Genomic DNA, 20,868 nt, shown 5'->3' with positions numbered 1-20,868 from the left:
GCGTTGGGCGAATCGAACCCGCACGCGACCCGCGTCAGGTTTTCGGGGACCAGGTCCGATACCGCTCGCGCAGGATTTGCGCCGAGCGGCGCGCGCCTTCCAGATCGAGACGATGCGCGGCCGGCGTCGGTCCGGCAAGCGCCTGCTCGATCGCTTTCGCCAGACCGTCAGGCGTCAGGTCCTCTTCCGCCAGCACCGTTGCCAGACCGAGTTCTTCGAGCATCAGGGCACGGACCGTCTGTTCGGTTTCCCCGCCGGCCGCAAACGGTACAAGCAGGGAGCGACAACCCGCGCGCAGGACATCGCAGACCGTGTTGTAACCCGCCTGCGAGACCGACAGCCGGGCACCGGTCAGCAGGCTGGCGAAATCCTCGCGGAACCGGAAGATGGACAGGCCCGGCGTGGCATCGCGTGAAATCGCGTCAAACTCGTCCTTCGGCAGGTTTGGGCCGGTGATCAGACACCACTTCCAGGCGTTGTCGGTATTGTGCGCCGCCGCGATGGTGGATCGGACAAGGATCTTTCCGGCAGCCCCGCCGCCAACCGACACCAGAACGTCGAAACGCTCGGAGGCCGCGGGGGCCGGAGACGCGGCAACGAGCCCTGTGTAGGCAACCTCGGCCCTGATCGCTGCCGCCAGTGGAAATGTCTTGTCGATGGTTGCGAAAGCCGGATCGCCATGGACCATGACAAGGTCGAAATGCCTGTTGACGAGATCGACTGTTTCCTCGTTTCGACCCGGCTTGACGCGCTCCTGAAGGATATCGCGCACCGACGTCGCCAAAAGCGGCCTGGGCGACATCGCGTCGATGGCCTCGATCAGTGGCAAGAGTTCGAAACGCATCTGCCGGCGTCCGAAGGGAAACGCCTCGATGATAACGATATCAGGCCTGCAACCCCGGAATGCCTGCAGCAGCATCTCGCAACGCCGCGTCTTGAAATCATCGTCGACGGGCTTGCCTTGCAGGTCGACAAGCCCGGAAAATCCTTCATCGCCGGAGGTGACAGGCGGCAGCGTTACAGATTTTACACCAGGTCCCGGAAACCCCGCGACCGGCGTTCCGCCGGTCACGACGGTGACGTCAAACCCGTCATCGGCCAGAGCCGCCGCAATGCGGCTGGCGCGGGCGAGATGGCCGATGCCGAGCAGGTGCTGGACATAGAAGAAAGCGCGCAGCCGCTTCATTCGGCGGCCCGCCACTCCCGCTCGAACAGGTCCTTGAGCTGTCCAATGCTTGCCGTATGATCGAAATTTCCGCGCACGCGCCGCTCCGCGGCGTCGCCGAGGCGGGCGCGCAGCACGGGATCACGGATCAGGCGCTCCAGCGCCTGTGCCAGGGCAGTCGGGTCTTCCGAGGGAATCAGCAGCCCGGTTTCATCCGGCGACAAAAGCTCCGGCACGCCGGAAATATCGGTCGACACGCAGGCAAGCCGCTGGCTGGCTGCCTCCACCAGAACATTGGGCAGACCGTCCCGGTCGCCATCCGCGGTGATCCTGCAAGCGAGCGCAAAGATGTCGGCGCTGCGATAGTGCTCGAGCACCTCCTTCTGCGCCATCGCACCTTTCCAGGAGGTGCGACCCTCCAGTCCGAGCTTTCGCGCCAGCGCCTTGAGTCGTTCCAGTTCCTCGCCGCCGCCGATATGCTCGAAACGCCACGCCAGATCACCAGGCAAGAGGGCGAGAGCCTCCAGCAACGTGTCGTAACCTTTCTTTGCAACGGCGCGCCCGACGCTCAAGATGAGGACCGGTTCGTCCGGCGCCGAGCCGTCATGTTGTTTTCGCGCCGCGTCGAAACTGCCGAAGCGATCGAGGTCGAGCCCATGATAGCTCAGATGCACGGACGAGCTGCCGTTGGCGAGTTTTTTCAGGTGGTCGAAGCCGGTTTTGGTGCACGTGACCGTCCAGCGCGCCGAGGAAAGCTTGCCGGCCAGATCCCAATCCGCCGACGTCCAGATGTCCTTGGCATGGGCCGAGCAGCTCCAGGGCTGGCCAAGAAGCTGGCTGGCATAGCGCGTCACCGATGCCGGCGTGTGCACGAAATGGGCATGCAGCCAACCCGCGTCTTGCGGCCATTCGGCCGCCAGCACGAGCGCTTGCCCGAAGCGGCGCACGCGATTGCGCGTAAAGTCGCGGGGAATATCTGCAGCCAGCGATTTGAGCGCGCGCCAGAAGCCCGGGCGCGGCAGGGCGGCAAACAGCGAGCGAAGCACCCGCAACGGCTCTCTATGCAGATATTCCGGCAGATAATGGACGGGCGCTTTGATCTCGTCATGCACGGGGTGGCGTTTTGCGTCGGTCGGCCGCCTGAGCGCGAAAAGTATGAGGTCGAACCCCGCACGCTCGAGACCGAGCAGCTCCTGCGCGATGAAGGTCTCCGACAACCGCGGATAGCCCTTCAGAACCACGACGATCTTGCGGTTTTGCAACTCAGTTCATGCCTTCAATGACCGAAAGGTGATGGCCGGCCCGGCGGTCGAGCAGTTCCGCGACGATTTCGGAGATATGAGGCAGCCCTTCCAGTGTCAGATGTGGGTTGCTCTGCGATGGCCGGGGCCGGGCCGACAGCACCTTCAGCGCATCGGCAAACCGTTGGGAATCCTTGGCTTCTTCCGGCAAAAGCATCTCGACGAGGCCGAGTTCGGCGGCGCGCCGGGCGCGGATCAGCTGTTCCTCGCGGGGCGTGACGCGCGGCACGATCAGCGCCGGCTTGTCGAAAGACAGTATCTCGCAATAGGTGTTGTAGCCGCCCATCGCCACCACCGCCTTGGCACCGGCAATCAGGTCTTCCATGCGGTTGTCGAACTCGATGATCTTGACGTAGGGGATCTTGGCCCCCTTCCTGAGCAGCTTGTTGCGCTTGCGCGCCGGCATGTAGGGCCCCAGCACGATCAGCGCCCTATGCTGCAATTGCGGATCCTGCTGATAGGCATCGATGACGTCGTGGATCAGTTCAGCGCCGTCACCGCCGCCGCCGGTGGTAACGAGGATATAGTCGCCTTCGGGCCGGTGGCCGGGCAATTCATTCCGCTGCAGGCTCCGTTGCAGGAAACCGAGGAACCTCATTTTTGCCCTGACAGCCGGCGGCACATCCAGGCCGGTCAACGGATCGTAGAAATCCGGCGGGCCATAGACCCAGACCTTGTCGTAGAACAGACCGATCTTGCGCATCACATCCCTGCGTGCCCACTCCGCTTCGAGCAGATGCGGCGCGTCCATCACCTCGCGCAGGCCAAGCACGAGCGTGGTGCCCCGCGTCTTGAGGTAGGACAGTGTGTCCTCGATCTCACCGCGCAGGCCGAGCGGCTCCTTGTCGACGATGAAGATATCCGGCCGGAAGCTCTCGGCGGTGTGGCGGATGATCGACTGCCGCATCCTCAGCGTCTCATGCAGATCGATATCCTTTTCCAGCGAAGTGTATTCGCCGTTGCGCAGCTTGATGACGCTGGGGATCTTCACGAAGTCGACACGGGCGCGGTAGTCGAAGGCGCCGGCGATGGTCGCACCCGAAATGATAAGCACCTGAAGCCCGCGGAAGTCCCCGACCAGCGAATGCGCGATCGTTCGGCACCGCTGCAAATGGCCGAGCCCGAACGTGTCGTGGCTGTACATGAGAATTCGGGCGTCTTTTGCGTGCTGTGTCATGTTGAACGTCTTTTAGAATTCTCGCCGGACGGCGGGCAACCCCGCAAGCTTCGAAATCATCCGCGGGTCTAACGACCCGCTTTGAGACATGAGGGGGAACACAACGGCATTCTTCCCCTGGGCACGAATACCAAGGGGCGCTGTTTGTGGCGCGATGACTTGTCTCCGAAGACGAAATACGACCCGAGCACAAATCTCTCTCATGAGGCTTGACCCCGTGGAACTATATGCCTGCGGCCTGAGACAGGCAGAACGCACATTGCGAGAAGTTAAGGGCGACCACGGGAAACGAGGTCGCCGCACATTGTGAGGAGAACCCCGCACCTTGGAAAAATGCTTCATAATCCATTGAAACGCAACGACCGCCAGAGACCGCACGTTGCGGCCTTTTATCCTGCCATCACCCTCGACCGGTAGCAAGCCTGTCGCGTGGAAGGGTTTCCGGATAGCACCGCCGCACCTGAGCCAAGACCGGCAGGGCGCGCATGATCTGCCCAATCGGTCGACGCAGATTTCGGTGACGCGGATCGCCACAAGGTTGCAACCACAGCCGAAGTTGTTCGTGACTTTGACGCGTGCGGAGAGCAAGTCGTAGTTCTGAGACAAAAGCATCAGCCCGCCGTTGAAAGAAAACCGGGATGCGGTAGTATCGCATCAGATGTTTGCGACTGCTTGACCGGGGGGTGCAGTGGATTCGTCTTCTTTCAAGCGCTGGCCGGCAACACTGAGGGTGCGCGATCCTGCGGTCTTCCAGACTGTTTCGCGCCGTATCTTCGGGGATTTGCCATGACGGCTGAAGCCAGTACTGATCAGCTTACCAGGGAAGGCGTCGAAGCCATCGTTGCGGCGATCACGGCGCGGGTCACGGACCGCGAGGCGCTGATCTGGCTGTGGCCGCAGCTTGAAAAGCAACTGACCTCCTATGACGGCCATCTGCAGACGACATTGTTTCCCGGTTTCGAGGCGCCTGCCGTGACGGCGTTGCCGCGGGCGCTCAGCCGGCGCGAACTGGCCGCCACGCTAAGGCTGGCGCTGCTGACGACCCTGGACAGGATCAACCCTCTCGAGGCCGCCGGGTCCGCAAGTGCTGCCGACATACTGGCGGAATGGAACAAGCTTTCGGCCTTCGTCAGAAACAACATCAGCGATGGCTTTTCCGGATTTCAGAATATTCGCACCCGGCTCTATACCCAGTTCGGCGCGCCCAGCAATCCGGCCAAGGCGATCGACCGCGTCAACGCCTATTACAGCCAGCTCTCAGGTGCCGGCTTCCCCAAGGCGAGCTTCAAGTCGCCGGTGCATCCCGTGCTCAAAGCCCGGCTGGCGAACACGGTGGCGCTGCTGACGGCCAAGGGCGCCACGGCCGCGCTGACCAAGATCAAGAGCGTCGGCGGGTTCAACATCAGGCCCAATGTCAATTCGCCCGCGCGGCTCAGCAATCATTCCTTCGGCTGGGCGGTGGACATCGATCCGGCGATCAACCCCAATGTCAACAAGGATAATCTGCCATTGGCCATCATCGCCGCCTTCACCGGTGTCGACCTCTACGGCGCCGAGAGCGCCACGTTGCGCGCCGGCGGCCCTTATGACACGCTGCTGCCGGCGGCTATTGTGCTGTCAAAGGCCAACGCCGCTGTCGTTGCCGCATTCGCCAATGCCGATGGCCTCAAGGCCGCCATGGGCAACGCCATAACACGGCTGGCCGGCGTGACCCTGCCAGCGGCGAAGCTCGCCGCGGCCCATGCGCTGGCAACCGCCGTGCCGGCCAAGCAGACCGATCTCGCCACGCTGCTTCAGGGCGCCGGCGCCACCCCGGCCAAGGCCAAGTCGACCGCAAAGCTGCTGGCCGATGCCGCCGACCTCTCCTGCCGGGCGGCCAGGGTCAGCTCACCCAAGATCATCGGTACCGACGCTTCAGTTGCCCGCTTCGGCTTCTTCAACCTGGCTCCGCAAGCCGCAGCCGGTTTGGCCGCCAGCGACGGCGGCGGCCTGCGCTGGCTGGGCGCTGCCACCAAAACCAAGGACTACATGCATTTCGAGCTTGCGGAGGCCGATCAGCCGAAGCTGTTCTGACAGTACGTAGCGTCTGCGGTTTCTCGATATTTCGCTCATTAATCGAGTTTTATCGATTGTGAGCGGAACGGTCCGACCGCCTCAAAAATTTAAGTGCGCTGATAAGAGGAGCGCCAATGAGATTCGCAGCCATGCAAGATCCATGTGACCACTGGCTTGTCTACGATTTGATGTCAGCCCTGCCGGCGGAGGTGGAAGGACGATTGCTGATGGGGCTGACGCGGCGCGAAGCCGAGCAGCTTGCCGCGCAGGCCAATGCGAGCTTCGTCAGGCAGGCGACCCGTTCGCCAGTTCCCCACCCCAGCTTCGCGTAGACATGACGGCCTGACTACGCCAGCCTTGCCCTTGTCGTCCTCGGCGTCGCCAGCAGCAGGCTGGTCTCGCTGCCGGTTATGCCGGGGATGAGCCGTATCCGCCTCAGCACCGCGTCGAAATCGGTGAGCGAGGCCGTGCCGAGCTCGACCACCAGGTCCCAGCGGCCATTGGTGGTGTGAATGGTCGAAACCTCGGCGAGGCCGCCGAGCGCCCGGACCACACGGTCGGCGGCATGGCCTTCGATCTCGATCATCATCACACCGCGTATCCGCTGGTCGACGGCGTCGGCGCGCAGCACCACGGTGTAGCCGATGATCTCGCCCGACTTTTCCAGCCGCTCCATGCGCGCCCGGACTGTGGCGCGCGACACCCCGAGATCGACCGCGAGGTCGGAGATGCTGCGCCGCGCGTCGTGCCTGAGCAGCGTGACCAGCCTTTCGTCGAGCGCGTCCATGAATTCATCCATTTTGATCAATCTGACTGAGCGGAATGATAAATCAATCTTCTCGGAATGCCAATTTCGCCTGTTCAAACTGCCGGGCCGGAGTGGTTCATTCCACGCATTCATTGCGAGGACAAAAGAATCATGCGCTGCAGGATCGTTGGCGCGCCGGTGCAGGACGGCGCGGGCAGGATGGGATGCGAGATGGGGCCGAGCGCGCTGCGCACGGCAGGGCTTGTCTCGGTCCTCTCCGAACTCGGCCATGAGGTCGAGGACTGGGGCGCGGTGCAGCCGGCTGCGGCGCGCGCCATCGTCCATGGCAATCTTGCGCTGAAGGCGCTGCCGGAGATTTCCGCCTGGACCGCGGCGATCGCCGAGACCGCCTATGCGGCCTCCAAGGACGCCATGCCGATCTTCCTTGGCGGCGACCACGCGATATCAGCCGGTACCGTATCAGGCATAGCGCGCCGGGCGGCCGGGCGCGGCCGGCCGCTCTTCGTGCTGTGGCTCGACGCGCATCCGGATTTCCACACGCTCGACACCACCGTCAGCGGCAACCTGCACGGCGTGCCGCTTGCCTATGCCAGCGGCCGGCCGGGCTTCAACGGCTATTTCCCGGATTTGCCGGTCGCCGTCGATCCCGCCCACATCTGCGTCATGGGCCTGCGCAGCGTCGATCCGGCCGAGCGCCGGGCGCTGAACGAAGCGGGCGTGACCGTGCATGACATGCGCACCATCGACGAGCACGGTGTCGCGCCTTTGCTGCGCGCTTTCCTGGCCCTTGTCGAAGAGGCAAACGGCCTGCTGCATGTCAGCCTCGACGTCGACTTCCTCGATCCGTCGATCGCGCCGGCCGTCGGCACCACCGTGCCCGGCGGCGCAACCTTCCGCGAGGCGCATCTGGTGATGGAGATGCTGTCCGACAGCGGCCTGGTCTCCAGCCTCGACCTTGTCGAGCTCAACCCTTTCCTCGACGAGCGCGGCCGCACCGCCACGCTGATGGTCGACCTCACCGCCAGCCTGATGGGCCGCCGCATCATGGACCGCCCGACCCGCAGCCATTCCGGAAGCATTGCATGACCCAGCCTTCCCGCCTTGCCATCGTTCCCTTCGTCAGCGTCGACCGCATGATGAAGCTGGTTCTGACCATCGGCGTCGAGCGGTTCCTGACCGAACTCGCCGCCTATATCGAGGAGGATTTCCGCCGCTGGGAGCTGTTCGACAAGACGCCGCGCATCGCCTCGCACAGCCATGACGGCGTCATTGAGCTGATGCCGACCAGCGACGGCAAGATGTACGGCTTCAAATATGTCAACGGCCATCCGAAGAACATGCGCGAGGGCCGCCAGACCGTCACCGCCTTCGGCGTGCTCGCCGATGTCGGCTCCGGCTATCCGATGCTGCTCACCGAAATGACGATCCTGACGGCGCTGCGCACTGCGGCAACTTCGGCTGTCGCGGCCAAATATCTGGCGCCCAAGGGTTCGCGCTCCATGGCCATCATCGGCAACGGCGCCCAGTCCGAGTTCCAGGCCGTCGCCTTCAAGGCGCTGCTCGGCATCGACCGGCTGCGGCTCTACGACATCGACCGCTCCGCTTCGGAAAAATGCGCCCGCAACCTCGCCGGCAAGGGCTTTGACATCACCATCTGCACGACCGGGCAGGATGCGGTGGAAGGCGTCGACATCATCACCACGGTGACCGCCGACAAGCAGTACGCCACCATCCTCACCGACAACATGGTCGGCTCCGGCGTCCACATCAACGCGGTCGGCGGCGACTGCCCAGGGAAGACCGAGCTGCATCGCGACATCCTGCTGCGCTCCGACATCTTCGTCGAGTTCCCGCCGCAGACGCGCATCGAGGGCGAGATCCAGCAGCTCGACGCCGACCATCCGGTGACCGAGCTCTGGCAGGTGATGACCGGCCAGGCGGAGGGTCGTACGTCAGCGAAGCAGATCACGCTGTTCGATTCCGTCGGCTTCGCCACCGAGGATTTCTCGGCATTGCGCTATGTCCGCGACCAGCTCCAGGCCACCGGCCTCTATGAAGAGCTCGATCTGCTCGCCGACCCCGACGAGCCGCGCGACCTGTTCGGCATGCTGCTCAGGGCAGCGCTACAGCCGGCCGCCTGAGCGTCACGCCTCGCGGCTGTGCGAGGGCGCTTCGGTTGCTATATCCGGGTGATCGTCATGTCATTGCCAGGAGACAGGATCCCCATGACAGAAAGAACCACCATAGCCGAGTCATTGCCGGCAACGGCCGTCGTCCGCGTCTCGCGCGCCAGCTTCGACCCAAGCCGGTTCGCCGAGGTCGAGGCCGCGAGCAAGAAGACCTCGCAGTACATCATCCCGGCCATCAGGCGGCTGCCGGGGCTGCTTCACTTTTATGCGGGCGTCTCGCCGAAGGGCTCGGTCGTGCAAGTGAGTGTCTGGGACACTGACGAGCATGCGGCACAGTTGGACCATCTTAAAGAGATGGTCGTCGACGGCCGCCGGGATATGGAAGCAGCCGGCGTGACATTCACCCCGATTTTCAACCACCCGATCGACTGGACCTGGACCGTCTGACTAGAGCAATTCAAGGAAAAGTGTGAGCGGCTTTCCCGGGAAAAGCGCGTAGCGCTTTCCCTTGGGAATTGCGTCAAAACAAAGAGATAGAGTGGTTCGCCGTTTCCGCGAAACGGTGAAACGCTCTAGCCGCGCAATGGCGCGCAGCTCTCCCGTTCGACAAGCACCGGCGTGAGCACTTCGCGGCGCGAATGCGCCGCCGGCTCGGCAACCCGCGCGAGCAGCAGGCTCACGGCTCTTGTGCCGATCTTCTCGACCGGCTGCGCGATCGTCGTCAGCGGCGGCCATGTGGTGACGGCATAGGGAATGTCGTCGAAGCCGATCATCGACATGTCGTCGGGAACCCGCAGGCCCCGCGCCCGCAGCACCGTCAGCGCGCCCATGGCCATCAGATCGTTGCAGGCAAACAGCGCCGTGATGCCGGGTGCCTGCGCCATCAGCCGCTCCATCGCCGTGCGGCCGCCGGCGAAGTGATAGTCGGAATCGACTATGGCATTCGCCGGCAGGTCGAGCCCGGCTTCCTGCAGCGCCCTGGCGAAGCCGCGTAGACGAGCCGGGCTGGAGCTGGAATCGCGCGGGCCGCCGATGACGCCGATCTTCTCGTGGCCAAGCCCAACCAGATAGCGGCCGGCGAGATAGCCGCCATGATCGTGATCGACCAGCACGGTATCGACATTGACCGAATGGATCTCGCGGTCGAGCAGCACCGCCGGCACGCCGGGCAGGAGGTTGGAGAACACCCGCGCATGGTCGGACGAGCCGGCGAAGATCAGCCCGTCGATCTGCTTGGCCATCAGCACATGGAGATAACGCTCCTCCTTCTCGGCGCTGCCGTCGGAGTTGCACAGGATCACCGTATAGCCGGCAAGGAAGCCGGCATCCTCGATCTGGCGCGCCACGCTGGCGAAGAACGGGTTGGAATTGTCCGGCAAAAGCAGGCCGATGGTCTTGGTCTCGCCGCGCCTGAGGCTGCGGGCCAGCGTGTTGGGCCTGTAGCGCAGAGCGGCGATGGCCGAATGCACGCGCTCGGCCGTCTCCGGCTCGACATGGCGCGTGCGGTTCATCACATGCGAGACGGTTGCAACCGACACTCCGGCATGGCGCGCGACATCGGCAATCGTCGTCATCGTTCGTCCCTCTAATGCATGTCGCCCAAAAGTGTGCAGCGGTTTTGGGAAAACGACATGCATAAAAACAAAAGCTAAAGCGCCGCGCGCTTTAGCGGATCACCCTCAGCAGCTTTTCCCGATAGGCGTCTAGGATAACGGCAAGCACAATGACAAGGCCTATCACGATCGGCTTGAAATTGTCGCCGACGCCAAGCAGCTGCAGCCCGGTGCTCAGCACCTGCAGGATGCAGGCGCCGACCAGCGTGCCGATGATTGAGCCCTTGCCGCCGCTGAGGCTGGTGCCGCCGATGATGACGGCGGCAATGGCGTTGAGCTCGTAGCCGACGCCGGCGATCGGGCTGCCGATGTTGAGGCGCAACAGATAGACCATCGCCGCGATGCCGGCGGTCAGGCCGCTGATGGTGAAGGCCGCAATCTTGTAGAAATCCGGATTGTGGCCGGAGAGGCGAACAGCCTCGTCATTGGTGCCGACGGCGAAGATCATGCGGCCGAACACGGTGAAGCGCAACACGAACCAGCCGGCCGCGATCACCAGCACCGCGATCAGGAAGATCGACGGCAGGAAGCCGCCGATGATGAGGTTGCCGAAATCGACAAAACTCTGCGGCAGGCCGGTGATGGTCGAATTGTCGCTGACCACGCGGGCCGCGCCCGCCGCCATGTTGAGCATGCCGAGCGTGACGATGAAGGACGGGATCTTCCAGCGCGTCGAGATCCAGCCATTGAGAAAGCCGCAGACCGCACCGGTGGCCATGCAGGCGAGCAACGCCAGCAGGATCGCCACCCCCGGCGACAGGCTCTCTTCGATCATGACGGTGGCGCCGACCACCGTGCACAGCGCCAGCACCGATCCCACAGAAAGGTCGATGCCGCCGGTGAGGATGACGAAGGTCATGCCGGCGGCGAGCACCGTGTTGATGGCGATCTGCACGAAGATCTTCAGCGCATTGCCCGACGTCGCGAAATACGGCGCGGTCGCCGAGAAGAACACGGTGATCAGCACCAGCGCCAGAAGCACGCCGGCATCGCGCACCAGAAAGCGCAGGAATTTCGCGCGGCCCGGGGAAACAGGCACCGACGCAGTCACTTGCGACGTCTCGCTCATGGTCGCACATACTCCTGATAGGCGAGCGACAGGATGTGCTCCTGGTCGAACGCGGCGCGCGGCACGTCGCCGACGATCTTGTTTTTGGAAAAGACGATGATGCGGTGGCACATGCCCATCAGCTCGGGCAGGTCGGACGACACCATGATGATGCCCTTTTTTGCCGCCGCCAGCATCCACAGCAACTGGTAGATCTCGCGCCGCGCGCCGATGTCGACGCCACGCGTCGGCTCGTCGAGGATCAGCGTCGAGGTGCCCCGGAACAGCCACTTGGCCAGCACCACCTTCTGCTGGTTGCCGCCCGAGAGATTGCGCACCGCCTGCTCGATGGAACTCGCCTTGACCCTGAGCTGGCCGACCAGGTCGTTGGCGGCGGCGGCCTCCGCCCTGCGGTTCAGCAGCCCGTTGCGCGAGACTTTGCTCAGATCGGTGATGGTGATGTTCTTGTCGACAGCCATGTCGAGCAGCAGGCCCTGGCCCTTGCGATCTTCGGTGAGCAGGCTCAAGCCGTGCCGCACCGCATCCTTGGGCGCGGTGATCGCCACCGGCTTGCCGTCGATCTCGACCACGCCGTCAAGTTTCGGATCGGCCCCGAACAGCGCCCGCATGGCTTCGGTGCGGCCGCTGCCGACCAGCCCGGCGACCCCGAGGATCTCGCCATGGCGGACGGCGAAGGAGATGGCAGGGGTCTCGGTGCTGCGTTTGAGATTGGCGACGCTGAGCGCGACCGTGCCCGGCACGATGGAGGCGTCGAAGCCGTACTCGTCGGCAATGTCGCGGCCGATCATCATGCGCACCAGGTCCGGCACGGTGAGGCCCTGCAGGTCGCGGGTCGCGACCAGTTTTCCGTTGCGCAGCACCGTCACCCGGTCGCCGATCTCGAACACCTCGTGCAGGCGGTGCGAGATGTAGATGATGGTGACGCCCTTGGCCTTCAGCCGCTTGATGATGGCAAACAGCCGTTCGATCTCCGGCGGCGTCAGCGTCGCCGTCGGTTCGTCGAGGACAAGCAGCTTTGAATCATTGCTCAGCGCCTTGGCGATCTCGACCAGCTGCATCTGCGCCACGCCGAGCGCCTCGACGCGGGTGCGCGGGTCGATGTCGAGGCCGACCTCCTTCAGCAGCGCCAATGCGCGGCTGTTGAGCGCCTTGCCGTCGACGATGCCGAAGGCGCGGCGCGGCAGGTTTTCCAGCATCAGATTCTCGGCGATGCTGAGATAGGGCAAAAGGTTGAGTTCCTGATGCACGATGCGGATGCCGGAGAGCTGCGCATCATGCGGCGTCTTCGGCCGATAGGGCTGGCCGTTGAAGGCGATCGAGCCTGAGTCCGGCTGGTAGATGCCGGCCAAGAGCTTGATCAGCGTCGACTTGCCGGCGCCGTTCTCGCCCAGGATGATGTGGGTTTCGCCGCGCGCGATCGACAGCGACACGTCGCTGAGAGCGACGGCGCCGGGAAAGATCTTTCCGACCCCTTCAAGAGAGAGAATCGCATCCATGGGCAGCGGAATCCTAAACTGCGCTCTCAAGCAATTCCAGGAAAAGTGCGCAGCGGTTTTCCGTCCGGAATTGCGTAAAAACAAATAGTTAGAGCCCGCGAAAGCGGCGCGGGCGCGTCGCCATCGCCGCCGACAGTTTGCCGGCGGCGATGATGAGACAAGCGGAAACGCCGGAGGGAGTACCGGCGCCTTCGTTCGCCTCAGCCGGTGATCAGCTTGATGTCGGTCTTGACCCAGCCGGAGAACTTTTCGCCCGCAAGTTCGCGCAGGCCGTAATCGATGCCCATGGCTGCCATCTGCGCGCCATACTGCTCCACCGTTGCGAGCATCTTGCCTGCCTTGAGCAACGGACCGACGGCCGGGATGTTGTCGAAGCCGACGACCTTGATCTGGCCCGACTTGCCGGCCGCGTCGAGCGCCTTGACGACACCGAGCGCCATCGAATCGTTGGCCGCCATGACGCCCTGTATGTCCTGGTACTGGGTGAGGAAGTTGGTCATCAGCGTGTTGGCTTCCTCGGTCTCCCAATGCGCCGTCTTGGAGTCGAGCAGCTCGAGGCCGTTCTCCTTGACCGCGTCGTCGAAGCCGAGCTTGCGCTCCTTGGCGTTGTCGGCTTCCGGGTTGCCCTCGAGGATGACGACTTTGCCGCCCTTGCCCAGCGCCTTGCCCAGCGCATCGCCGGCAAGTTTGGCGCCGCCGCGATTGTCCGGGCCGAAGAAGGCGAGGTCGATGCCGGCCTTCTTCTTGGCTTCGGCATCGAGCGCGACGTCGATGTTGATGACCTTGATGCCGGCCTGCAGCGCCTTGGCGATCGGCGTCACCATGGCCTTCGAATCAGCCGGCGCGACGACGATGATGTTGTAGTTCTGGGTGATGAAGTTCTCGATGGCGTCGACCTGCGCGGCGAAGTCGCGCTCGTCCTTCATGCCGACGGCGGCGAAGTCGAACTTGTCCTTGTTCTTGGCGGCATACTCCTCGGCGCCGGCCTGCATCTGCTTGAAGAACTCATTGGCGAGCGACTTCATGACCAGGCCAACCTTCGGCTTGTCGGCGGCGAAGACCGGCCCGAGCCGCAACGCCAGCGCACCGGCGGCCAGCGCACTGGTCTTCAGGAACTGGCGGCGCGAAAATGGGCCGAGCCCATCCGTAATTGTTTTCTTGCTCATGATTTCCTCCTCTGTGATCCCTGGTAATCGGTTACGTAACCGATTACGCCGCAGGTTAGTGCTTGGCTTTGCCCGGTGTCAATATCGGCGGCGGCAACTTCGGCGCCTTGCGGTCGAACTCAGGCCACAGCGTATCCGTATCGACGGCCGCTGGAGCGCTGTATCGTTCCCAATGCCCAATGATTCCCTACCTGGTGTTTCCCGGTCCAGTGATTCCCGAGCAGACAGGAAGCCTTCATGCATGGCCTGACGCCCATACTTTCCACCGTGACCGCCTCGTTCCTCGCCTCCTTCGTCGAAGTGGTCGAGGCCTTCACCATCGTGCTTGCGGTCGGCGTCACCCGCAGCTGGCGGCCGGCGCTGACGGGCGCCGCCCTTGCGCTGGCGCTGCTGGCGGCTTTGGTGCTGGCCTTCGGACCGTTGCTGGCGCTGGTTCCCATCACGGTGCTGCAGTTCGTCGTCGGCGTGCTCCTGATCCTGTTTGGCATGCGCTGGCTAAGAAAGGCCATTTTACGCAGCGTCGGCGTCATCGCCCTGCATGACGAGGACGCCGCCTTTTCCAAGGAAACCGCCGCCTTGCAGCAACAGGCCAATGATCGCCGTGCCGATTACCTGGCCGGGCTCGCGGCTTTCAAGGCGGTGCTGCTCGAAGGCGTCGAAGTGGTGTTCATCGTCATTGCCGTGGGCGCCGCGCATGCACAGACCTTCTATGCCAGCCTTGGCGCGCTGGCGGCCTTCATCCTGGTGACGATCATCGGCCTTGCGGTGCACCGGCCGCTGGCGCGCGTGCCGGAAAATGCGCTCAAATTCGCCGTCGGCCTGATGCTGACCAGCTTCGGCATTTTCTGGACCGGCGAAGGCCTTGGCGCCGACTGGCCGGGCGCCGATCTGGCGCTGCCGGCCATCTTCGCCATCATCGCCGTCGCGTCCTTCGCCATCGTGCGCTGGTTGCGCGACCCAAAGGCTACACAAGGAACTGCCCGATGAAAGTCCTGCGCCTCATCCTGAAGGAGCTCGTCGGCATGTTCATCGACGACGGCAGCCTGGCGACGCTGGCGCTGCTGCTGATCGTGGCGATCACCGCGGCGGTGAAGCTGCTGGCGTTGCCGCCGCTTGCCGGCGGCATCCTGCTTCTGGCGGGCTGCCTCGCCATCCTGCTCAACAGCGTGCGCCGCGCGGCGCGGCGTTCCGGTCAGTAAAGGGTGAAAAACACCGGCAGCACGCCGCTGATCCGCAACTGCTCGACCGTCTCGATGGCCGGAAACAGCGCCAGGAAATAGAGCCCGTCCACGAATGTCCGCCGCAACGCCTTGGTCGAAAACCGGCGTTCGGCCTGGTCGCGAAACAGCCTCGGGTTCGGCCAGAAAGGCGGCGTGCGCTCGGCATAGGCGCTGTAGGCGGGGCCGAACTTTCCAAACAGGAACTCGGCTTCCTTGCGCGCCGTCACCCGGAACACAAGGTAACTCACCAGAGCCAGCGCCGCCGCCACCAGCACCGAGCCATACATCAACCCGATGCCCGCTGCGCCGACCGTGGAGAAGAAATAGAGCGGGTTCCGGCTCATCGAAAACGGACCGATGGTGACCAGTTCGTCGTTCTTCCTGCCGCCGACATAGAGAATGCTCCACAGCCGGCCGAGAATGCAGACCAGCACGAAGCCGATGCCCAGCGCTTCGATGTATTCGTGCCCGTTCGAGCCTTCGACGAGAAAGGGTTTTGTGAACAGCAGCGGCGCAATGGCGAGGACTGCGGCCACCTGCACGACAATCAGGCGCTTGTGCTGGTTGAAGGCTTTCGCCGCCGGCTTGGGGGGAGCGTCGCTCATCATAGTTCCTGCTCTCCGGCAGGACCCATCGCGCCGGTGTCTCGCCATCCACTAGCGCTTCCGTGCGGCGATGGCGAGGCGCCAACCGATGATTCCAGGAAAAAGCACGAGACGGCTTTTCGGCCGGAATTGCGCCAAAACAGGGCATTAGAGCGGGCGCCAATGGCCAGCGATTGGAGCAACAATGCGCCTTCTTCTCGTCGAGGACGACCCGCGCACGGCCGACTATGTCGTCAAGGGCCTGAGCGAAGCCGGCCATATCTGCGACCTGCTGCGCGATGGCCGCGACGGGCTGGTGGCAGTGACCCGCAATGCCTATGACGTGATCGTCGCCGACCGCATGTTGCCTGGCCTCGACGGCCTGTCGATGATCAAGGCGGTGCGCGCGGCTGGCGTGCGCACGCCGGCGATCTTTCTGACGTCGGTCGGCGGTGTCGACGACCGCGTCGAGGGGCTCGAGGCCGGCGGCGACGATTATCTGGTCAAGCCTTTCGCCTTTTCCGAACTGCTCGCCCGCATCAACGCGCTCGGCCGCCGCCCGGCGGCACAGGAGCAGAAGACCACGCTGCGCATCGCCGATCTCGAAATGGACCTGATCCAGCGCCGCGTCACCAGGCAGGGCCAGGCCATCGACCTGCAGCCGCGCGAATTCAGCCTGCTCGAAGTGCTGATGCGCGGCGAGGGCCGCGTCATCACCCGCACCATGCTTCTGGAACGGGTGTGGGATTTCCATTTCGACCCCAAGACCAGCGTCGTCGAAACCCATATCAGCCGGCTGCGGGCGAAGGTCGATCGGCCGTTCGAGGTGCCGCTGATCCACACCGTCCGCAACACCGGCTACAGCGTGCGCGCGCCGAGTTGAATGGGCCATGCTCGATCGCATCTCGCACGTCCAACTGGCTGTACGTATATGAGCGATATGTCGATGCTGGACTCTGCAAAGCGATGGGCGCGCGGCATCACGCGCGACACGGTGGCATTGTGGCTTGCCGCCCGCGATCCTCGTGTGCCCTGGTACGCAAAGGCCGCTGCCGGAGCGGTTGCGGCCTATGCTCTGAGCCCTATCGACCTCATTCCTGATTTTATCCCGGTCATCGGCTATCTGGATGATCTGCTGATCGTCCCGCTCGGCATCATGCTTGCGGTCAAGCTGGTGCCAGCCGGTCTCATGCAGGAATTCCGTGATGCGGCCGAGCGCCGCGCCAGGCCGGTTGGCAAGGCCGGACTGGTCTTCATAATTGCTGTCTGGATATTGGCGGCGCTGGCGTTGCTATGGCTGTTCTGGCCGAAGTCTCCCTGAAGCGATGAAGGAAACAAGCGCCAACCTGCTGCGCAGCACGCCGTTCCGGCTCGCGCTCACCTTTGCCTTGCTGTTCGTGCTCGCCTTCATCCTGTCCGGCGCCGTCGTCTACCAGCTGATGAGCGCCGAGCTTGCCGAGCGGTTGGACGAGGGGCTCAAGGAGACCTATTCCGTCGTCGCGGTCACCTATTCGCAAAGCGACCAGGAGGATCTGGTCCTGTCGGTCGACAGCCATGCCGCCCTCAGCCCCAAGAAGGAGCAGCTGTTTTCGCTGACCGACAGCAATGGCAATCGCCTGGCCGGGAATTTCACCGCGGCCGACCTTCCCGACGGCTTTTCGGATTTTGCCGCTTCCCTGCCGGGCGTGGCAGCCGGCACCCTGTACCGCGCCTGGTCCGGTTCGGTCGGGCCAAACAGCCTGACGGTTGCCTTCTCGCTCTCTGAAACCGAAGAGCTGGAGAGGATCGTGCTGATGAGCTTCGGCTGGGCAACCTTGATTATCTCGGGCCTTGGGATGGCCGGCGGTGCCTTGCTGGCGTCGCGGGTGCAACGCCGCCTCGACGGCATTGCCGCCACCATGGTCGACGTCTCCAACGGCCGGCTCTACGCCCGCATTCCGCTGCTCGGCAATGGCGACGACATTGACGGCGTCTCCTCGCAGGTGAACGCCGCGCTGGAACGGCTGGCATCCCTTGTCGACGGCATGCGCCAGGTCAGCGCCGACATCGCGCACGACCTGAAGACGCCGCTCAACCGGCTGCAAATGATTCTCGAGTCGGCCGCCGACAAGACGACGCGGGGCGAGGCCGTTGCCGACGAGCTGGCGGAGGCACGCGAAGAAAGCCTGCAGATCAACGAGACCTTCGATGCGCTGTTGCGCATTGCCCAGATCGAGGCCGGCGCCCGCAAGGCGCGCTTTGTCGATCTCGACCTCAACGGCGTCGTCGAAAGCATCGGCGAGATTTACGCCGACGTCGCCGATGACGATGGCAAGTCGCTGTCGGCGGAGATTTCGCAAAACAGTCGATGCCTGATCCACGGCGATCGCGATTTGCTGACGCAATTGTTCGCCAATCTGGTGGAAAACGCGCTGCGGCATTGCCCGAAGGGCACGACTATCCGCCTATCCGTGACGCGGCGGGCCGATCACATTCTGGCTGAGGTCGCCGACAATGGCCCCGGCATCCCGGCGCAGGAGCGCGAAAAGGTGTTCCAGCGGCTCTACCGGCTGGACACCAGCCGCACCACGCCCGGCAGCGGACTGGGCCTCAGCCTGGTGCGGGCCATCGCCGACCTGCATGGCGCATCAATCGCGCTTGAGGAGCGCCATCCCGGCCTGGCGGTGATTGTCGGTTTCCCTGCAGCAAAGGCATCGCTGGCCTCGTCGACTGCCTAGATCCTGACGTCCCACCAGGGCGTCTCACTCCGGTGCCCTGTGTGATGATGGAGTCAGGCGGCTGCTTTGCCCCTGCTCGCCATGACGAGTTCGGCGATGATGCTGTCGAGGGTCGTCACCCCTTTGACCGCCGATCGACCGTACTCGCCGAAGTCGATCCATCCCTCGTTGAAGCCGTCGAGCATGCGCATCCGCGGCAATGGATTTCGCATTCCCTGGGTGCGAAAAATGTGCTCCCAGCTCTCGCGGGGCACCGTCTCGACCCGAACCGTGCGCTCCAGAGCAGTGGCAAAGGCGCGGGCGATATCGTTTGGCGACACGCGCACAGGCCCCTCCAGCTCGACGACCCGCGTCTCGCTCCACTCCTCCTGGAGCAGCGCGGCAGCCAACCGCCCCACATCTTGCGTCGCGACCATCGGCAACGGCCTGTCGGCCGGCTGCAGGAAGCTGCGCAGCACGCCTTCGTCGCGCGCCGAGGGAATGTCCCAGAGCGCATTCTCCAGGAACCAGCCGGGCCTCAGCAAAGTGACCGGAAGCCCGATTTCCCGCAGTGACTGTTCCATCAGCGTGTGCTGGGTCAGCAGGTTTTCGTGCGGCGCATCCGCGCCGATGGTCGAAAGGTAGACGACCTTGCCGGGGCGGGCCTTGGCCAGGGCCGCCGTCACGGCCGCGATGACACGCCTGGCCTCGGGAGAGCCGGGCTCCGGGTCGAACTCGGGGGGCGGCAGGATGAAGACGCCCGCGGCGCCCGCGAAGGCTGACGTTAGGCTTGCCGCGTCCTCCATCTCGGCGAGGGCGATGTCGCAGCCCAGGTCTCGCCACTCATTCGCCTTGGCCACGTCGCGCAGAACGGCGCGGACGGGCTGTCCTTCGGCCAGAAGGCTGCGCGCCAGCGCGCCGCCGACCTTGCCGGTAATGCCGGTGATTGCATACATGATGGGTCTCCAGAAAGTTGGTGTTTTCGTTTTGGCTCAGGCGAGGCCGCGCTCGAATTCGCCGTAGAGCGCGACAATTCGCTCGCCGTAGAAGGGCAGGACCTGGGTGAAGAGCGCGCCGGTGACTTGGTTCACCAGGTCGAGCCAGAAGTAGCAGTTGAGCAGGCCGGCCCTTCTGCGTGTGAGGTCGTTCATGGCTGGCTCCTTTCCGGATCGAAGCAAACGCGGCTTGCTCGGCCGCCCGCGGTGATGCCGGAGTTGTAGGCCGCACACAGGCGTGATTCACGCGCATTAAAGTCAGTGCTATAGTGACTCAAATTCACTTCTCGCGGCGCCGATGGAGGGCTGGTCGGGCAGCTGCCGGGCGGAAGGGGGATCGAAATGGCTTTCGACACGCGGCTGCTGACCGGCGTCGGCGTCCTTGCAGCGGTGGCGGAGGCCGGGAATTTCGCCCGCGCCGCGGAGATGCTCGGCCTGACACCGTCGGCGGTCAGCCGGGCCGTCGCGCGTCTGGAGGCGCGGGTCGGCGTGCGGCTGTTCGACCGCAATCCACGCGGGGTCAGCCTCACCGAGGAAGGACGCCGCTTTCACACGCAGGTGATGCCGCTTCTTGCCGGCCTGGATGAGGCGGCCGCCGAGGCCGCGGGCGCCGCGGCGGTCGTGCGCGGCCGGCTGCGCGTCTCGGTGGACCCATGGTTCGCGCGCATGGTGCTGGCGCCGAAGCTGCAGCAGTTTCTTGCCCGCTACCCCTTGCTCTCGGTCGATTTCTCCACCAGCAACTACCGTGAGGAGATGATGGCTGGCATGGACGTGGCGGTGCGCTTCGGCCCGCCCGACGCGTCATCCCTCATCGTGCGCAAGCTGCTGGAAACCCGTGTCCTGACGGTTGCCGCGCCGGCCTATCTCGAAAAGCACGGCGAACCGCAATCGCCGGACGACCTCGTTCACCACGAAACGATCCTCTTCCGGAATCCGCAGACCGGCCTGCCGTTTGCCTGGGAGTTCCAGCGCCGCGCGGAGGTCAGCGAAGTCAAGGTCGCCAGCCGCCTGGTCATGGATGACCCTTCGGCGGCGATGGCCGCCTGCCTGGCCGGTCAAGGCATCTTCCAGAGCCTCGCGATCGGCCTGGCGCCCTTCCTGTCGCGAGGCGAGCTTGTTCAGATCCTGCCGGAATGGTCTGAGGAACGCTTTCCGCTCTACGCCTATCATCCCTCGCGCCACCTGCCGCCGGCCAAGGTCCGGGCGCTTCTGGACTTCATCCTGGAAATTGCTGTCCTGGCATGATCGCCGACCTGCCGTGGCGCCCGAGGATGGTCATCCCGGCCTGACGGTCGTCATCGGTCAACGAACAGTTGGCGCTGGCATACGGGTGAACGCCACCGGGGGACAGTAGCGGGCACCCTGGTTCGCCGCCGGCGAAGGCACTGACGCTCGGCCGCGCGTTTCCCGATGTATCGGCAAGGCTTTGGTTA

At 64.1% G+C, this 20,868-nt stretch carries 22 protein-coding genes; 11 read left to right on the top strand and 11 right to left on the bottom strand.

Annotated elements, in window-relative coordinates; all coding sequences use genetic code 11:
* Positions 1–34 precede the first annotated feature (34 nt).
* From AC1DXM_RS07080 to AC1DXM_RS07070, 3 genes are read right to left on the bottom strand one after another with little or no spacing between them, the layout of a single operon-like run.
* Positions 35–1,186 carry a glycosyltransferase family protein gene (locus tag AC1DXM_RS07080; protein ID WP_477232401.1) on the bottom strand — a complete coding sequence of 384 codons (1,152 nt, stop codon included), beginning with the start codon at positions 1,184–1,186 and terminating at the stop codon, positions 35–37.
* The gene (locus AC1DXM_RS07075; protein WP_477232400.1) at positions 1,183–2,427 is read right to left on the bottom strand and encodes a glycosyltransferase family 4 protein; all 1,245 of its coding nucleotides are present in this window, start codon (positions 2,425–2,427) and stop codon (positions 1,183–1,185) included. Before AC1DXM_RS07075 ends, AC1DXM_RS07080 begins: the two co-directional genes overlap by 4 nt.
* 1 nt (position 2,428) lies before the next feature.
* Positions 2,429–3,643, bottom strand: a complete 1,215-nt coding sequence (locus tag AC1DXM_RS07070; RefSeq protein WP_477232399.1) for a glycosyltransferase family protein — start codon at positions 3,641–3,643, stop codon at positions 2,429–2,431.
* 786 nt (positions 3,644–4,429) lie between these two features.
* Here AC1DXM_RS07070 and AC1DXM_RS07065 point away from each other — a divergent pair.
* Positions 4,430–5,716: a M15 family metallopeptidase gene (locus tag AC1DXM_RS07065; protein WP_477232398.1), complete on the top strand. Its 1,287-nt coding sequence runs from the start codon at positions 4,430–4,432 to the stop codon at positions 5,714–5,716.
* A gap of 131 nt (positions 5,717–5,847) precedes the next feature.
* A complete protein-coding gene (locus AC1DXM_RS07060; RefSeq protein ID WP_477232397.1) occupies positions 5,848–6,030 on the top strand; it encodes a hypothetical protein in 183 nt (60 codons plus the stop codon).
* Between the two features lie 14 nt (positions 6,031–6,044).
* On the opposite strand, the gene AC1DXM_RS07055 is transcribed toward AC1DXM_RS07060, so the two are convergent.
* Positions 6,045–6,485 (bottom strand): Lrp/AsnC family transcriptional regulator, encoded by a 441-nt coding sequence (locus tag AC1DXM_RS07055; protein ID WP_112560188.1) that lies wholly within the window; start codon positions 6,483–6,485, stop codon positions 6,045–6,047.
* A 132-nt stretch (positions 6,486–6,617) separates the two neighbouring features.
* Between AC1DXM_RS07055 and rocF the strand changes: the two genes are divergently transcribed.
* The 3 genes from rocF to AC1DXM_RS07040 all read left to right on the top strand — a co-directional run bounded on the left by rocF (position 6,618) and on the right by AC1DXM_RS07040 (position 9,043).
* A complete protein-coding gene (rocF, locus tag AC1DXM_RS07050; RefSeq protein WP_477232396.1) occupies positions 6,618–7,553 on the top strand; it encodes an arginase in 936 nt (311 codons plus the stop codon).
* Positions 7,550–8,608 (top strand): ornithine cyclodeaminase, encoded by a 1,059-nt coding sequence (locus AC1DXM_RS07045; RefSeq protein WP_477232395.1) that lies wholly within the window; start codon positions 7,550–7,552, stop codon positions 8,606–8,608. Before rocF ends, AC1DXM_RS07045 begins: the two co-directional genes overlap by 4 nt.
* 84 nt (positions 8,609–8,692) lie before the next feature.
* Complete coding sequence (locus AC1DXM_RS07040) at positions 8,693–9,043, top strand: hypothetical protein (RefSeq protein ID WP_477232394.1); 351 nt, start codon at positions 8,693–8,695, stop codon at positions 9,041–9,043.
* Positions 9,044–9,168: 125 nt separating this feature from the next.
* On the opposite strand, the gene AC1DXM_RS07035 is transcribed toward AC1DXM_RS07040, so the two are convergent.
* The 4 genes from AC1DXM_RS07035 to AC1DXM_RS07020 all read right to left on the bottom strand — a co-directional run bounded on the left by AC1DXM_RS07035 (position 9,169) and on the right by AC1DXM_RS07020 (position 13,940).
* On the bottom strand, positions 9,169–10,170 hold the full coding sequence (locus AC1DXM_RS07035; RefSeq protein ID WP_477232393.1) for a LacI family DNA-binding transcriptional regulator: 1,002 nt from the start codon (positions 10,168–10,170) through the stop codon (positions 9,169–9,171).
* A 91-nt stretch (positions 10,171–10,261) separates the two neighbouring features.
* Entirely contained in the window at positions 10,262–11,278 is a 1,017-nt protein-coding gene (locus AC1DXM_RS07030) for an ABC transporter permease (protein WP_477232392.1), read from the bottom strand.
* On the bottom strand, positions 11,275–12,774 hold the full coding sequence (locus AC1DXM_RS07025) for a sugar ABC transporter ATP-binding protein (protein ID WP_477232391.1): 1,500 nt from the start codon (positions 12,772–12,774) through the stop codon (positions 11,275–11,277). Before AC1DXM_RS07025 ends, AC1DXM_RS07030 begins: the two co-directional genes overlap by 4 nt.
* Positions 12,775–12,974: 200 nt before the next feature.
* On the bottom strand, positions 12,975–13,940 hold the full coding sequence (locus AC1DXM_RS07020; protein WP_477232390.1) for a substrate-binding domain-containing protein: 966 nt from the start codon (positions 13,938–13,940) through the stop codon (positions 12,975–12,977).
* A 237-nt stretch (positions 13,941–14,177) separates the two neighbouring features.
* On the opposite strand from AC1DXM_RS07020, the gene AC1DXM_RS07015 reads away from it, so the two are divergent.
* The gene (locus AC1DXM_RS07015) at positions 14,178–14,927 is read left to right on the top strand and encodes a COG4280 domain-containing protein (protein ID WP_477232389.1); all 750 of its coding nucleotides are present in this window, start codon (positions 14,178–14,180) and stop codon (positions 14,925–14,927) included.
* Positions 14,924–15,139, top strand: a complete 216-nt coding sequence (locus AC1DXM_RS07010) for a hypothetical protein (RefSeq protein WP_477232388.1) — start codon at positions 14,924–14,926, stop codon at positions 15,137–15,139. The genes AC1DXM_RS07015 and AC1DXM_RS07010 overlap by 4 nt, the downstream gene beginning before the upstream one ends.
* Here the strand turns inward: AC1DXM_RS07010 and AC1DXM_RS07005 are convergent.
* On the bottom strand, positions 15,133–15,765 hold the full coding sequence (locus tag AC1DXM_RS07005; RefSeq protein ID WP_477232387.1) for a methyltransferase family protein: 633 nt from the start codon (positions 15,763–15,765) through the stop codon (positions 15,133–15,135). The genes AC1DXM_RS07010 and AC1DXM_RS07005 overlap by 7 nt on opposite strands.
* Positions 15,766–15,949: 184 nt before the next feature.
* Between AC1DXM_RS07005 and AC1DXM_RS07000 the strand changes: the two genes are divergently transcribed.
* The 3 genes from AC1DXM_RS07000 to AC1DXM_RS06990 are packed head-to-tail and all read left to right on the top strand — an operon-like array spanning position 15,950 to position 18,461.
* The gene (locus tag AC1DXM_RS07000; protein ID WP_477232386.1) at positions 15,950–16,627 is read left to right on the top strand and encodes a winged helix-turn-helix domain-containing protein; all 678 of its coding nucleotides are present in this window, start codon (positions 15,950–15,952) and stop codon (positions 16,625–16,627) included.
* A gap of 57 nt (positions 16,628–16,684) precedes the next feature.
* On the top strand, positions 16,685–17,065 hold the full coding sequence (locus AC1DXM_RS06995; protein ID WP_477232475.1) for a YkvA family protein: 381 nt from the start codon (positions 16,685–16,687) through the stop codon (positions 17,063–17,065).
* Between the two features lie 4 nt (positions 17,066–17,069).
* The gene (locus AC1DXM_RS06990; protein WP_477232385.1) at positions 17,070–18,461 is read left to right on the top strand and encodes a HAMP domain-containing sensor histidine kinase; all 1,392 of its coding nucleotides are present in this window, start codon (positions 17,070–17,072) and stop codon (positions 18,459–18,461) included.
* Between the two features lie 53 nt (positions 18,462–18,514).
* Here the strand turns inward: AC1DXM_RS06990 and AC1DXM_RS06985 are convergent, their stop codons facing one another.
* Positions 18,515–19,396 (bottom strand): NmrA family NAD(P)-binding protein, encoded by an 882-nt coding sequence (locus AC1DXM_RS06985; RefSeq protein WP_477232384.1) that lies wholly within the window; start codon positions 19,394–19,396, stop codon positions 18,515–18,517.
* 36 nt (positions 19,397–19,432) lie between these two features.
* Positions 19,433–19,591, bottom strand: a complete 159-nt coding sequence (locus tag AC1DXM_RS06980; protein ID WP_477232383.1) for a hypothetical protein — start codon at positions 19,589–19,591, stop codon at positions 19,433–19,435.
* Positions 19,592–19,777: 186 nt separating this feature from the next.
* Between AC1DXM_RS06980 and AC1DXM_RS06975 the strand changes: the two genes are divergently transcribed.
* The gene (locus AC1DXM_RS06975; protein ID WP_477232382.1) at positions 19,778–20,680 is read left to right on the top strand and encodes a LysR family transcriptional regulator; all 903 of its coding nucleotides are present in this window, start codon (positions 19,778–19,780) and stop codon (positions 20,678–20,680) included.
* The last annotated feature ends 188 nt before the right edge of the window (positions 20,681–20,868 follow it).

The sequence above is a fragment of the Mesorhizobium sp. P3_A2 genome, from assembly GCF_056403115.1.
The sequence above is the reverse complement of the archived record's forward strand: the minus strand, read 5'-3'. Positions and strand labels throughout refer to the sequence as shown.